This window comes from Patulibacter brassicae (assembly GCF_033949425.1).
GTDB lineage: Bacteria > Actinomycetota > Thermoleophilia > Solirubrobacterales > Solirubrobacteraceae > Patulibacter > Patulibacter brassicae.
Genome location: NZ_JAXAVX010000003.1, coordinates 215949 through 229939 on the forward strand (window position 1 = coordinate 215949; position 13991 = coordinate 229939).

Here is a 13991-nt window from a genome sequence, read left to right on the forward strand (position 1 = left end):
CACTAGCCGTAGTACCTGCCCACGGTCGCGAGGATCGACGCGATCGAGTGCAGGCCTGCGAGGCCGACGACGACGATCGCGAGATACGGCGCGACGCGCCGCCCGGTGAGCCGCAGCGCGGCGACGAGCACCGCCGCCCAGAGGGCGAGCAGCGGGAAGAGGTAGCGCACCTGCTCGAAGACCTCGCGGCCCCGCTGGAGGTCGAGGTCGACCCGGTACCGGTAGCCCAGATGCGCGATGAGCAGGAGGAACGCGCCGAGCGACGCCGCATAGGCGAGCAGCTCGAGGACGCGTCCGCGCAGCGCGTCGCGCCGGCGCACGAGGAACGCGCCCGCGGCGGCGACGATCACCCAGAAGGCCGTGCGCCCGAGCTCGTAGGCCCAGCTCGGCAGCACGACGTCCTTCCAGCCGTAGACCCCGACCATCTCCCGCACGTAGACGAACTGCAGCGGCGATCCGTCGAACAGGGGCGTCATCGACGGGAGCCGCGGCAGGAAGAACTGCCAGACGTAGCTCAGCTCCTCGCGCAGGGACCCCGTGCCGATCGTCCCGGCCTGGCCACCCCCGGTCGTTCCCTGGCTCCACAGCGCCGAGCTCAGGCCCTGGTAGACGAGGAAGAGGGCCGCGAAGAGGCCGCCCGCCGCGACCACCGCGGGCAGCATCGCGCGGGCCGACGTCCCGCGGGCGCGCCACAGCAACGCGAGCAGCGCGATCGCCGCGCTGGGCACGAGCATGAGGCCCGCGAGCTTGCTGAGCGACGCGGCGGCCAGGAGCCCGCCGAGCAGCAGTCCGCCGCGGACGTCCAGCCCGTGGCGGAACGCGTGCGCGATCCGCCAGAGGACGAGGCTGCCGAACGCGAAGAGCATCGCGTCGGGGTTCACGCTGCCGGAGATGAACGCGACCTGCGGCAGGAGGGCGACGAGCAGGCCTCCGACGGCCGCCAGCCGCGGCGTGCCGGGCAGCGCCTCGCGCAGGAAGAGCACGACGCCCACGGCGGTGACGCCGAAGAGCAGGGCGGAGAGCAGCCGCACCCACAGCTCGCCGCCGAACGGGCCCGCTCCGGTGACCCGGTAGGGCACCGCGGCGGCCGCGTAGTACAGCAGCGGGTTGCCCTGGGCGTTGGCGACGACGCCGCCGTCGGCGTCCGAGAGCGCGCTGGACGGGCGTGGCCCGGCGTCGACCTGCCGCAGGGGCGGCGTGGCGAACTGGACGAAGCGGATCCCGTGCTCGCGCGTGTACCGCTGCGTCGCCGCGAGGGCCGAGGAGACCCGGGCGTCCCCGTCCTCGACCGGCCCGCCGTGGTGGGCGACGTGCGCGACGTAGGAGAGGTGCGACTCGGAGTCGGGCGTCTGCAGCGGCGGCACGACGAGGGCCCAGCTCGACGCGCTGGCGACCGCCACCAGGGCGACCGCCACGAGCGCGCGGCGACCGTGCCCGAGCCGCCCGGCGACCGCCGCCCAGGCGACGGCGATCCCGCCGAGCGCGGCGAGGGCGATGAGCAGGAGCCCGAGCCAGGCGGTCCACTCGCCCTGGTGGGCCGGCCGCCCGGGCGCGACGCGGTCCAGCACGCCGCCCGCGCGGCTGAACCAGCTCGCGGAGCCCGCCCGCTCGTAGATCACGCCGAACGCGGCGTCGCGCGCGAGCGGGTCGGGCCCGACGCCGCGGAGGGAGATCGCGAACCGGGTGCCGGTCGTGCGGTAGCGCAGGCAGAGCCGCGTGCCGTCCGGCACGGCCGTTCGGTCCAGCGCGATCCGCAGGTCCTCCCCGCGTCGGTCGTAGCGCACCTGGCGGGTCTCGTCGCCGGGAGCGCGGAGGGTCGCCCGCGTCCCGGCGCGCAGGGCCGCGTCGCGCAGCGGCTCGCCCTGGCTGTCGACCGCCACCGCGATCAGCCGCGCGACCTGCGCGCGCTTCGGCACGTCGCGCAGCGTCGTGCAGCTGCGGCGGTGCCCCGGATCGAGGAAGCCCCCGACGGCGGAGCCGACCCGGCCGTTGTCGCCGAGGCGCTCGGGGCCGCTCGCGGAGAGGATCAGCGCCGTGCCGAGCCCCACGAGGAGCACGGACAGGAGGGCGACGAGGAGGAGGGCGCGGCGGTGGGGGACCGGCGGCACTCAGCAGCCCCGTTCCGCCGGGGACGTCGCGGCGCGTCGCCGAGCCGCGGCGTGCCCCGCCCCCGCCGCGCGGCGGGGGCGCCGGTTCGCGCCTGGGCCCGTCACCGGGTCTGGCCCCGCCGCAGTCCGATGATGGAGAGCAGGAAGGAGGAGAAGACGATCTGCAGGCCGATGACCATGAGGGTCACCGCCGCGATCGCCAGGTCGGTCTGGGCGAGCGCGCCGAAGTCGTCGGCCGCCCAGCGCACGACGATCACCCCGGCGACGATCAGGCCGACGAAGGTCAGCGCGCCGCCGATCGCCAGGCCGTGCTCGAGCCGGTACCGCGCCCGCATCCGGTCGAACCACGGATCGACGTCGCTCATGAAGTACATGCCGTACGCGTGCGCGCAGAGGCCGAGCGAGATCACCTGGACCCCGACGATCGTCGCGAGCGACCCGGCGATGAGCGAGTGGATGCTCCAGTCGCGGCCGAAGACGTCGATCCCGAGGAGGACCGTCCCCATGATCGCCACGCCGAGGGCCAGCAGGAGCAGGCCCGGGACGAGGAAGAGGTGCGTCGGGCTGTGGACGAGCAGGAAGCGGAGGTGCCGCCACCCGTCGCGCCAGGTCGAGAGCTTCGACTCGCCACCGCGGGGGTGGTACTGGATGTCGAACTCGCGGATGTCGAGGTTCGCCTTGCTCGCCCGGATGACCATCTCCGACGCGAACTCCATGCCCGGCGTGCGGAGGTCCATCGCCGGCAGGGCGCTGCGGCGCACCGCGCGCATGCCGCAGTGCGCGTCGCGTACGCCGGTGCGGAAGAGGGCGTTGAGGAACCCGGAGAGCAGCGGGTTGCCGACGTACCGGTGCAGCCACGGCATCGCGCCGGGCTGGATGTTGTTCATCCGGTTGCCCATGACGAGGTCGGCCCCGTCGTCGAGCTCGCGGACGAAGTTCGGGATCTCGTGGAAGTCGTAGGTGAGGTCCGCGTCGCCCATGACGATGTAGCGCCCCTGGGCGGCCTCGAAGCCCCCGAGGTACGCCGAGCCGTACCCGCGCCGGGGCACGTGGACGACCCGCGCGCCGGCCTGCGTGGCGAGCTCGGCCGAGCGGTCCTCGCTGTTGTTGTCGGCGACGATCACCTCGCCACGGATCCGCGCGTCGACGAGCGCCTCGCGCGCCTGGGTGACCACCGCGACGATGTTCTCCTCCTCGTTGAGGCAGGGGATCACCACGGAGACGACGAGGTCGCCGACGGGAGGACCGGCGTCGTCCGCGGGCCGGGGAGTGATCGTCGTGCTCATGGAGGGCACCTACGGCGGAGGAACACGCGAGCGGGCGGAAAGTCGCGCACGCACGTCGGGAGACCGCCGTCAAGGGTAGTGGACCGGCGTGCCAGGCACCCGCGCCCGTCACCGGGCGAGCCGTACGATCCCCGGCATGGCGCTCGCTTCGCTGGGCTCGACCCTCGTCGGTGCGGCCGGGATGGTCGTCGTCCTCGCGATGGCGTCGCTGCTGCTCTACCGCGGGTCGCGGACGCGCGCCGAGGACGAGGATCCCGGGGACGCGGACGACTGAGCCCGCCGCTGGACCTCGGCGGACCCGGACCGGGCGGCGAGCGCCGCGACGAGCGCCGGGCCTCGTCCCGCGGCGACCTCGAGCACGCCGCCGCGCGCCGCCACGCACGTCCGCACCCGCCCGGCACGCACCCCCGGGTCCAGCCGCGCCACCCCGCCGTCGGCGCGCAGCCAGACGAGGTCCAGCGCGAACCGCATGCCGATCGTGTGGACGGAGCGGACCGGCAGCCAGAGCGCGTCGCGCGGGCCGAGGCCCGTGCGGCCGAGCAGCCCGCGGGTCCGAGCGGCGCGCGTCGCCGCCGCGGCGATCCGCCAACCGGCGGCGGAGGGAGCGACGGGGCGGGGGCGCATGGCCCGACCATCGCAACGCCGCTCGGGTATGCCAGCCGTTGCCGCGGAACCGGCACGAAGGACGCGCGATTTCGGCGCATTCAGGCTCATCCTGCCCGGAATCGGGCAGATCACTTGCGTTCAGCGGCCCGGTCGTGCACCATCCGGCGCCGTGACCGCCACGACCGGGCCGTCTCCGACGTTCGGGGAGCTGCGCAGCCACCTGGCGCGCACCACCTCGCTGACGCCGAACGAGGCGGACCGCGTCATCGCCGAGGTGCTGCGGTACTTCGACGAGGACGTCCCGGGCTTCGTGCGGCGTCGGCACCGGGAGCTCCAGGCGCGCGGCCTGCGCAACGAGCAGGCCTTCGCGCGGATCGCCGAGGAGCTCCCCCACCGCCGGTTCAGCCCCCCCGCGCTCTCGCTCCGGCAGCTGCGCAGGATCGTCTACACGTAGGAGGAATCCCCAAGTCATGTGCGGCATCGTGGGATACGTCGGCACCCGCGACGGGGTGCCCATCGTGCTCGAGGGCCTCCAGCGCCTCGAGTACCGCGGCTACGACTCGGCGGGCATCGCCGTCGTCGGCGGCGGGAAGAGCAACGGGCTCAAACTCCACAAGGCGAAGGGCCGGATCCGGGACCTGCAGTCCTCGCTGCCCAAGCGGCTGAAGGGCGCGCCGACGATCGGCCACACGCGCTGGGCGACCCACGGCGCCCCGAACGACGTCAACGCCCACCCGCACGTCGACTTCAGCGGCCGGTTCGCGATCGTCCACAACGGCATCATCGAGAACGCTCCCCAGATCAAGGAGCGCCTCGCGGCCGAGGGCATCGAGACGACGTCCGAGACCGACACGGAGCTCGTCGCGCACCTCATCGGCCTGGCCGCCCGCGAGCACGACGACCCGATGGCCGCCGTCCGGGCCGCGCTGCGCCGCGTCGAGGGTGCCTACGGGCTGGCGATCGTCGACGCCGAGCACCCCGACCGCGTGATCGTCGCCCGTCTCGGCAGCCCGATCGTCCTCGGGCTCGGCGACCGCGAGATGTACGTCGCCTCCGACGTCGGCGCGATCGTCCGCCACACGAAGCAGGTCGTCCACCTCGAGGACGGCGAGATCGCGCAGCTCGAGCCCGACGGGTTCACGACCCAGACGCTCGACGCGCGACCGGTCCAGAAGGTCTCCGAGCTCGTCGACCTCGACGCCGCCGACTACGACCTCGGCGGCTACGAGCACTTCCTGCGCAAGGAGATCGGCGAGCAGCCCGAGGCGGTCGAGCGCTGCATCAGCGGCCGGATCGACGAGCGGTTCTCGACGGTGAAGCTCGGCGGACTGAACCTCGAGCCGCACGACCTGCGCGCGATCAAGCGCGTCCACATCCTCGGCTGCGGCTCGGCGTACTACTCCGGCGAGGTCGGGGCGCACCTCATCGAGAGCCTCGCCCGCATCCCGGCGACGGCGGAGGCGGCCTCCGAGTACCGCTACCGCAACCCGGTGATCGACCCGAACGGCCTCTACATCGCCGTGAGCCAGTCCGGCGAGACCGCCGACACGCTCGCTGCCGTGGAGGAGCTCACCCGCAAGGGCGCGCGCGTGCTCGGCGTCATCAACCAGGTCGGCTCGGCGATCGCCCGCTCGAACAACGGCGGCATCTACATCCACGCCGGGCCCGAGGTCTCCGTCGCCTCGTCGAAGTCCTTCACGTCGACCTGCGTCGCGTTCGCGATGCTCGCCATCCACCTCGGTCGCATCCGCGACCTCTCGCCCGCCGACGGCGACCGCATGATCACGGCCCTGCGCGAGCTGCCGGCGAAGATCGCCGCGATCCTCGAGCAGGAGGACCAGATCGAGGAGGCCGCCGGCTGGCTGGCCGGCTTCGAGAACGCGATGTTCATCGGCCGCGTCCGCGGCTACCCGATCGCCCGCGAGGGCGCGCAGAAGATCAAGGAGGTCGCCTACCTCCACGCCGAGGCGTACCAGGCGGCCGAGCTGAAGCACGGGCCGCTCGCCCTCATCTGCCCGGAGATGCCCGTCGTCGCGGTCGTGGCCGACGACGAGCTCGCCGAGAAGCAGCGCTCGACCCTCCACGAGATCAAGGCGCGCCAGGGCCCGATCCTCGCGATCGCCCACGAGACGCTGCCGACCGAGCTGGCCGAGCGCACGATCGTCGTGCCCCGGACCGAGCCCGAGCTCGACCCGATCCTCATGAACATCCCGCTCCAGCTCCTGGCCTACCACGCCGCTCGGGCGCTCGGGCGCGACATCGACAAGCCGCGCAACCTCGCCAAGAGCGTCACCGTCGAGTAGCCGCGCTCCGCCGGCGCCGGGGGCGGTTCGCGCCCCGGGGTCCGGGGGCGGCGGTCAGCCGGCGTAGCGGAACGGCAGCTCGTCGCGGAACTCGGCCAGCGTCGGCCCGGTCGCGTCGCGCTCGGAGACCTGGATGTCGCCGGGCTCCAGCGGCCACCGCACGCCGACCTCGGGATCGTCGTAGGCGATCCCGCGCTCGACCTCGCCCGAGTAGTACGCCGTCTGCTTGTAGAGGACGTCGGCGACCTCGCTGATCACCGCGAAGCCGTGGGCGAAGCCGACGGGCACGTAGAGGGCGTGCATGTTCTCGTCGGTGAGGTCGAAGCCCTCCCACTTCCCGTAGGTCGGCGAGCCCTCGCGGAGGTCGACGATGACGTCCCAGATGTGGCCGCGGCCGCAGCGCACGAGCTTCGCGCAGCCGTCGCCGATCTGGAAGTGCAGGCCGCGCACAACGCCGCGCGCCGAGCGGGAGTGGTTGTCCTGGACCCACGCGTCGTGGATCCCGTGCTCGGCGAGCACCGACTCGCGGAAGGTCTCGCAGAAGAAGCCGCGGTCGTCCGGGAAGACCCGGGGAACGACCAGCTTCGCGTCGGGCAGCGTCGTCTCGAGCACCTGCATGCGACGCCGAACGGTAGCGGCCGCCGCCACCCGGAGCCGTGCGCGGCGCACGCCCGCCCGTCCGATCCGCGTCCCCGGCGGCGAGGTGCCGTTGACGCCCGCACCCGGCGGCGCGCCGCGCGCCACGTCCGGCGTCCTCAGCGCACGGCCCGCCGCAGGTGCGCGAGCTGCGCGTCGACGACCGCGAGCATCGCGTCCGCGTCCACGAGGCCCGGCCGCTGGACCGCGTGGAGCACGAGCCCGTCGACCAGCGCGAACAGCGCCTCCGCCTCGGCCGCGTGCCGGGCCGGCGGAAGTCCCGGGGCGACGAGCGAGACGACCTCCGCCGCGATCGACCAGATGGCGTCGTACGTCTCGACCACCAGCGGCTCGAAGGCCGGCTGCGTGCGCGCCTGCGCGGCGAAGGCGAACCAGATCTCCGCCTCGGCCTGCCGCTCGTCGTCCAGCGGCAGAAGCTGCGCGAGCGCGGCCCGGCAGCGCTCGACCGGCTCGCCGGTCGACGGGATCGCCCGCAGGCGCTCCGCGATCCGCTCCATGAGCGCGCGCATGGCCGCGCGCTGCAGGTCGAGCTGTCCGGCGAAGTAGTGCCGCATCGCCCCGGGCGACAGCCCGGCCTCGGTTGCGACGTTGCGCACCGAGGCGTGCTCGATGCCCTCCCGGCGCACGACCCGCCAGAGCGCTTCCGCGACGGCGCGGCGCCGCTCCTCGTGGTCGACGACCTTCGGCACGTTGCCTTTATAGCACGGCCGTGCTACATTCTTTTCCGCACAGTCGAGCTACAACGACCGGGAGGTCGCCGTGATCGCGCTCGCCATCGTCCTCGCCGAGGTCGGCTTCTGGTTCCTCATCGCCGCGGGATTGCTCCTGCGCTATCCCCTGCGACGGCCGCGGGCGGGGCTCGTCCTGCTCGCAAGCGCGCCGGTCGTCGACGCGCTGCTGCTCGGGTTCGTCACCTGGGACCTGGCACACGGCGCCACCGCGACGTCGTTCCACGCGCTGAGCGCCGTGTACATCGGCGTGAGCGTCGCGTTCGGGCACCGGATGGTGCGCTGGGCGGACGTGCGGTTCGCTCACCGGTTCGCGGGCGGCCCGCCGCCGGCGCCCAAGCCGACCGGGGCGGCGCGCACGCGGGCCGCCCGCGAGGGATGGCTGCGGCACCTGCTGGCGTGGTCGATCGGCGTCGGCCTGCTCGTCGTGGCGATCGTCGTCGTCGGCGACGCCGACCGCACCGCGGCGCTGCGCGCGATCGCGCAGGGCTGGACGGTGGTGCTGCTCGTCGACGCGGCGTTCAGCCTGCCGGCGACGCGCCCGGCTTCCCCGGACCGGCGACCTGCCACGCCCACACGACGGTGACCCACGTGATCGTCGCGAGCGTCACGTGGACCCAGACGAGCTCGCCGGGGAGCTCGAGGCCGTACTGGACGAGGCCGAGCACGCCCTGCAGCGCGACGAGCATCGCGGCGAGCGTCAGGACGAGCACGAGCCGCCGACCGGCCCCGCGCCACTGAGCGACGCCCCAGGCGGCGACGATCATGACGGCGAAGAGGCCGGCGACCACGCCGTGGCGCTGCACGATCCACTCGAGCGTCGCGGTGCCGTGGACGTCGAAGCGCTTGACGACGTCGCCGGTGCCCTCGCCGCCGCTGTTCGGCCCGGCGGCCGTGGCGAGCGTGCCGGCGGCGAGCGCGAGCACGCCGATCGGCAGCAGCGCCTGCACGACGCGGGCGGTGAGGCGGTCGGTCGCCTGGTGGTCGCGCGGGGCGGCGGTGTCGTGCCCGGCGCGCCACACGAGCAGCGCGGCGGGGACGAGCAGCAGGACGATCGACACGAGGTAGTGCGCGCTGATCCAGATCCAGTCGAGGTCGTAGAGGACGCTCAGGCCGCCGATGACGCCCTGGGCGAAGATCCCGACGAGCAGCCAGCAGGAGAGCACGAGCAGGTCCTTGCGCCACGGCACGCGGGTGAGGGCGCAGAAGATCGCGAAGAGGGCGGTGGCCGTGACGCCGATGGTCAGCAGCCGGTTGCCGAACTCGATGAACGTGTGGGAGTGCGTCTCGGTCGGGAAGACCTCGGTGTCGCACTTCGGCCAGTTCGAGCACCCGAGGCCCGAGCCGGTCACGCGCACGAGCGCGCCGGTGAGCATGATCCCGATGTTCGCCAGCAGCGCCAGGCGGGCCGCCAGGAGCATCCGCTCGGGGCTGCTGCGGAACCGCCCGCGGAGCCGCTGGAGCCGGGCGGGCGCGCCGTCGCCCGGCGCGTTCGGGGTGCTCGTCGCCATCGCCCGGCAAGGATGGCGGATCGGCCGATCGGACGGTTGCCCGCCGACCGCCGCGTGAGGGAGGACGGTGGTGCCGGCCCCCTGGGGCGACGAGGTTCCCGGGCCTCCGCGGTGGCCGGCCCGGCGGACCGACGTGGGGCAGGGCGCCCCACGTCGGCGCAATGAGCGATCAGCGGATGCGGATCGACCGGATCGGCGAGGTGCCCGTGGCGTACGGGTAGTCGCCGCTGCGGCGGACGCGGGCCCGCATCTGGAACCGCGCCGGGCCGGGGTTGCGGAAGCGGTACCTGCTCGAGAACGCGCCCTTGCCGTTCGCGCGGACCGTCCGGAACGTGATCCAGCGACCGCCGGGGTCGCGGGCCTGCAGCTCGACGACCTTGCCGCCCTTCGGCAGGGGGCGACCACGCAGCGTCCCGCGCAGGCGGACCGACTGCCCGCGCCGCGCCGTCGTGCGACTGAGCCGGAGCGTCACGCCGGCGGCGACCTGCAGCCGCAGGGTCTTGACGACGACGGGCTGGTCGTCGCGCACCCGCTGGTAGTAGGCGAGCTGGATCCGCCGCGAGCTGCTGCCCTTCGGCATCCGCCAGCGGAAGCGTCCCTCGGAGTTCGTCGTCAGGGACTCCCGCTCGAACGGCGGCGAGTTCCGCGCGTCGCGGGTGATCGTGACGCGCACGAACGCGTCCCGGATCGGCTGCCCCGCGGCGGTGAGCAGCTGGCCGCGAAGGACCGGCTGCTGGTTGTACTTGATCGACCGCAGGTCGGACTCGCGTCCCTCCCACGCGGCCTTGATGATCGCCTGGTCGACCGCGGGCGTCCCGTTGTTCGGCCCCGGATCGGTCTTGCGCAGGCGCTTCGTGGTCGGCCCGTAGACGGTGGCCTGGTTGCCGGCCGCGTCCTCGACGAGCACCCGAACCGTGTGGACGCCCTCGGGGAGGTCCTTCGTGTCGAACGTGCTCACGCCGCCGACGCTCGACGGGCACGGCTTCGGCGCGAGGAAGGTGCGCTCGGTCCCCGGCCACGCCCGGCAGGGGTCCCCGGCGAGGTTCACGGTGCTCAGGACCTGCCCGTCCACCTCGATCCCCATCCGATAGACGCCGCCACCTTGATCGGTCGCCCCGAACGAGATGCCCGTCGGCCCTGCCCAGGTGGTGTTGGTCACGGCGTCACCGGTGGCAGGGGCCACGACGGCAGGAGAGTCGCGGTCCTCAAGCGTCACCGTCGAGCGGTACACAGAGAAGGCGGCCACTCCCGGCCCGCCATCGGGCGCGCACGACCACGTCATCGCGCCCTGCCCCGAGCAGACCGCGTAGATCGAGAATCCGCTCGTAGGTTCACCCGCCCATCGCCGAACTCCCCGGGGTACGAGGCCGGCGCCCGCGAATCCGTGCCACCGGAAGTCGTAGTCCGGGTCGACGCGACCGTGGCGGAGCAGCACCAGATCTCCGAAGTCGCCGTCCGCATCGGTCACGCCTCGGACGGCCCCATCCATGTCGACTTCGTAGCTGGTCAACTGGGTCGAAGCCGGCGCGGCGAAACGCCATTCGAGCGTTGCCTGTGCCGGCTGCGTATTCGTCGCCGTGACTTGCGCGGCGAGGTGGCCTCCGTCTACGCATCGGTTCTCGAGCCTGAAGCCGCCAGACGGCTCAACGCCGGAGCTTCCCAGTCGCCATCCGCCAGCGTCATCCCCGGCTCGGATCGGCGCGCCAGCAGGATCCCGGCAGGACCAGACTTCGTACGACGCCGCGGCCCCCGGCGCGGCTCCGGGCCCGAGCAACGTCACCAGCGTCGCGGCGGCTGCCGTCGCGCCGAGAAGCCATCTCGGCCGTGCGGTGTGGGTGAAGAACAAGCGATCCATGTCTCGGTGACCTGAGCGGGGCCCTGGATTCTCCCCCCTGACGTGGCGACCAGCTCCTCGCCGACGGGGCGTGGCCTCCGACTGGGCGGCGGACCGGCCGATGCCGAGGGGCGACGGCATCGTTGGCGCGCCTCCTACCCGACGTCGTGCACGGGAGCTGGCAACTCCGCGTACCGTTGCGGCGCCGATGAGTGACGGAGCGAGCAACGCGCGGGAAGCGGAGGCGGAAGCCCGGCTGCGCGACGACAAGGTCGCGAGCCGCGTCGTGCTCGGGACGGCTGCCCGCGGCGGGAGCTTCCTCGCGGTCCAGCTGCTGGGTCTGGCGGGTGCCATCGTCACGCTGCGGTACCTCGGCGCGGACGAGAACGGCCGCTACGCCGCGGTGATCGCGCTCGCGACGGTCTTCAACGCCCTGACCGACGTCGGGCTGAGCGTCGCCGCGGCACGGATGCTCTCGCTGCGCCGCCCCGGGGCGGAGCGCCAGCGGATGGTCAGCGCGGTGGCCGGGGTGCGCCTCTCGCTGTCGATCGCGGTCGCACCCGCGATGCTCGCGTTCGCCCTACTGGCCGGCTACCCGAGCCGGATGATCGCCGGCGTCGCGCTCGCGGCGCTCGGGGTCGCGCTGCAGGGCATCTTCGCCGCGTACACGACGAGCCTCCAGGTCGAGCTGCGTCAGGGGCGCGTCGCGGTCACCGAGCTCGTGCGTCAGTCGCTGACGGTGCTCGGCATCGTCATCGCGGTGAAGACCGACGCCGGCCTCGTGGGCCTCGTCGCGGCGCTACCCCTGGCGAGCGCCCTGATGCTGCTCTTCAGCCGCTGGCTCCTCGGACGCGGGCAGATCGTCCGCCCGCGTCTCTCGCGCGCCGAGGCGTCGTCGATCGTGCGAGAGGCGGCGCCGATCGCGATCGCGTCGATCATCGGGATGGTCCAGATGAAGTTCCTGGTCATCCTCATGTCGATCATCTCGGCGTCGGACGAGACCGGGTACTACGGCCTGACCTCGCGGCTCTACGAGCTGGCCGGCGGGCTGCCGATGCTCGTGACCGCCGTGGTGCTCCCGGTGCTGACCGTCGCCGCCGCCGAGCGTCGCGAGCGCTTCGTGCTCATGCTCGGCCGGCTGACCGTCGTGACGCTCATCGCAGGCTGCCTGGGGACGATCGTCTTCGCGCTCGCCGCGCGCCCGCTCGTGTTCATCCTCGGCGGCGCGGACTTCGAGCCGTCGTTCGCCTCGGTCCAGGCGCAGGCGCCGTCGATCCTCTTCGTCTTCCTCTCGCAGGCGGCGGTCGCCGGCATCGTCGCGCTCGGGGCGCAGCGGCGGCTGACCCGGGTCAACGGCGCAGGGCTCCTCGGGATCGTGCCGCTCGGGGCCGTCCTCGTCCCCCTCGCCGACAGCACCGGCGCGGCGGTGGCCGCGACGCTCGGCGACCTCATCCTCGTGGTCGGCGGCTACGTGGCGCTGCGCCGGGCCGCCGGCCTGCCGCTCGCGGTGCGCCCAGGCACCGATGTCGTGACGGTCCTGCTGGCCGCGACCGTCGCGTTTCTCGCCGGCCTCGCCGCGACCGAGCTCACCGGCCCCCTCCTGCCCAGCGGCGCCCTCGACCCGGCGGCGATCGCGGGCACGGCGGTCGCCGTGGCGCTCTTCGTGCTCCTCCTCGCGGCGACGCGGACGCTGCCCGGAGAGGTCGGCGCGGCCCTGCGGCGGTCGCCGCGAGCACCCGCATAGGATCCCGCCGATGCGGATCTGCGTCGTCAGCCAGGAGTACGCGGGCGCCACCCCGTACTGGGGTGGCCTCGGCGCGCAGTACGCGCACGTCATGCCCGAGCTGGTCCGGCTCGGCCACGACGTGACGCTCGTGACGAAGCGCCACGACGGCCACGTCCCACCCGACGTGCTCGACGGCGTGCGGATCGTCGCCGTCGATGACGTGGATCGCCGGCTCCCCATCGCTCCGGCCCTCTGGGCCCGACGCGTCGCCGGTGCGCTCGACGGTCTGCCGGACCTCGACGTGGTCATCGCTCCCGAGTTCGGTGGCGAGCTCGCCACGTACGCCCGGCGCCGTGCCCGCCCGCCGGTGGTGACGCATCTCGTCACCTCGCTGCGCCAGCTGCTGTCGGTGCGCGAGGACCTCACCCGCCTCCAGCGCTCGGGCCCGCGGGCCCAGGTCGATCTGCTGCTCGAGCGCCGGCAGACCCAGGCCTCGGACGTCCTGCTGGGCGCGGGCGCGGCCGTGGTCACCTGGGCGCGGGAGCTCTGGCCGGCGACCGCCGAGATCCCTACGCGGACGCTGCCGCTCGCCGTCGACAGCGAGCAGGTGCGCGCGCTCGCCGACGCCGGGGCCCTGCCCGCCAGCTTCCCGACCGGCCCCGAGCCGACGGTCGTGCTGCCGAGCCGTCTCGACGCCCACAAGGGCATCGACGAGCTCGTCCGGGCCATGCGCGTGGTGTGGGGCCGCCACCCGGATGCCCAGCTCGTCTTCGTCGGGCGGGACGCCCAGTTCCAGGGCCGTCCGACGAGCGAGCACCTCTACGAGGTCGCCGGCGACCGGGCCTCCTCGGTGCACATCACGGGCTTCCTCGAGCCGGCCGACTACTTCGCGTGCGTCCAGGCCGCCACCGTCGTGGCGATCCCGTCCCGCTGGGAGTCCTACTGCCTGGCGGCGGTCGAGGCCCTCGCCCTCGGACGGCCGCTCGTCGCCACGGCGGGGCACGGCTTCGACGAGTACGCCGTGGACGGCCAGTCGGCGCTGCTCGTGCCGCGGCGCGATCCTCCGGCACTGGCCCGCGCGATCGAGTCCCTGCTGGAGGACGCTGACCTCCGCGCGCGGCTGGCCGGCCCGGGACCCGCGATCGCCGACGCGCATCGACCCGCGGCCCTCGCTCCTCGCTGGGCGGCGTTCTTCGAGGACGTCGCCGCCGGAGCGATCGCGAGCGCCTGAG

At 73.8% G+C, this 13991-nt stretch carries 13 protein-coding genes; 6 read left to right on the forward strand and 7 right to left on the reverse strand.

From position 1 onward, the window contains the following. Positions 1–2: 2 nt before the first annotated feature. Both SK069_RS08650 and SK069_RS08655 read right to left on the reverse strand, forming a co-directional pair. Positions 3–2108, reverse strand: a complete 2106-nt coding sequence (locus SK069_RS08650) for a DUF2142 domain-containing protein (RefSeq protein WP_319953811.1) — start codon at positions 2106–2108, stop codon at positions 3–5. A gap of 101 nt (positions 2109–2209) precedes the next feature. Then, on the reverse strand, positions 2210–3394 hold the full coding sequence (locus tag SK069_RS08655; protein WP_319953812.1) for a glycosyltransferase family 2 protein: 1185 nt from the start codon (positions 3392–3394) through the stop codon (positions 2210–2212). A gap of 136 nt (positions 3395–3530) precedes the next feature. Here SK069_RS08655 and SK069_RS08660 point away from each other — a divergent pair, with 136 nt between their 5' ends. After that, on the forward strand, positions 3531–3668 hold the full coding sequence (locus SK069_RS08660; RefSeq protein WP_319953813.1) for a hypothetical protein: 138 nt from the start codon (positions 3531–3533) through the stop codon (positions 3666–3668). Here the strand turns inward: SK069_RS08660 and SK069_RS08665 are convergent. Then, entirely contained in the window at positions 3611–4018 is a 408-nt protein-coding gene (locus SK069_RS08665; protein WP_319953814.1) for a DUF192 domain-containing protein, read from the reverse strand. The two genes, SK069_RS08660 and SK069_RS08665, sit on opposite strands and share 58 nt — an antisense overlap. Before the next feature lie 151 nt (positions 4019–4169). Between SK069_RS08665 and SK069_RS08670 the strand changes: the two genes are divergently transcribed. Together SK069_RS08670 and glmS are read left to right on the forward strand one after the other, a co-directional pair. Beyond that, a complete protein-coding gene (locus SK069_RS08670) occupies positions 4170–4454 on the forward strand; it encodes a hypothetical protein (RefSeq protein ID WP_319953815.1) in 285 nt (94 codons plus the stop codon). A gap of 16 nt (positions 4455–4470) precedes the next feature. After that, positions 4471–6303 (forward strand): glutamine--fructose-6-phosphate transaminase (isomerizing), encoded by a 1833-nt coding sequence (gene glmS / locus SK069_RS08675; RefSeq protein ID WP_406628273.1) that lies wholly within the window; start codon positions 4471–4473, stop codon positions 6301–6303. A gap of 54 nt (positions 6304–6357) precedes the next feature. Here the strand turns inward: glmS and rfbC are convergent, their stop codons facing one another. Both rfbC and SK069_RS08685 read right to left on the reverse strand, forming a co-directional pair. Then, positions 6358–6921, reverse strand: a complete 564-nt coding sequence (gene rfbC / locus SK069_RS08680) for a dTDP-4-dehydrorhamnose 3,5-epimerase (RefSeq protein ID WP_319953817.1) — start codon at positions 6919–6921, stop codon at positions 6358–6360. Between the two features lie 137 nt (positions 6922–7058). Next, on the reverse strand, positions 7059–7649 hold the full coding sequence (locus SK069_RS08685; RefSeq protein WP_319953818.1) for a TetR/AcrR family transcriptional regulator: 591 nt from the start codon (positions 7647–7649) through the stop codon (positions 7059–7061). 70 nt (positions 7650–7719) lie between these two features. Here SK069_RS08685 and SK069_RS08690 point away from each other — a divergent pair, with 70 nt between their 5' ends. Further along, a complete protein-coding gene (locus tag SK069_RS08690) occupies positions 7720–8274 on the forward strand; it encodes a hypothetical protein (RefSeq protein ID WP_319953819.1) in 555 nt (184 codons plus the stop codon). Here the strand turns inward: SK069_RS08690 and SK069_RS08695 are convergent. Both SK069_RS08695 and SK069_RS08700 read right to left on the reverse strand, forming a co-directional pair. Then, positions 8210–9199 (reverse strand): COX15/CtaA family protein, encoded by a 990-nt coding sequence (locus tag SK069_RS08695; RefSeq protein WP_319953820.1) that lies wholly within the window; start codon positions 9197–9199, stop codon positions 8210–8212. The two genes, SK069_RS08690 and SK069_RS08695, sit on opposite strands and share 65 nt — an antisense overlap. Before the next feature lie 169 nt (positions 9200–9368). Next, positions 9369–10358, reverse strand: a complete 990-nt coding sequence (locus SK069_RS08700; protein WP_319953821.1) for an Ig-like domain-containing protein — start codon at positions 10356–10358, stop codon at positions 9369–9371. 883 nt (positions 10359–11241) lie between these two features. On the opposite strand from SK069_RS08700, the gene SK069_RS08705 reads away from it, so the two are divergent. Then, positions 11242–12777, forward strand: coding sequence for an oligosaccharide flippase family protein (locus tag SK069_RS08705; protein ID WP_319953822.1), 1536 nt, complete (start codon positions 11242–11244; stop codon positions 12775–12777). Positions 12778–12787: 10 nt separating this feature from the next. Beyond that, the gene (locus tag SK069_RS08710) at positions 12788–13990 is read left to right on the forward strand and encodes a glycosyltransferase family 4 protein (RefSeq protein ID WP_319953823.1); all 1203 of its coding nucleotides are present in this window, start codon (positions 12788–12790) and stop codon (positions 13988–13990) included. The last annotated feature ends 1 nt before the right edge of the window (position 13991 follow it).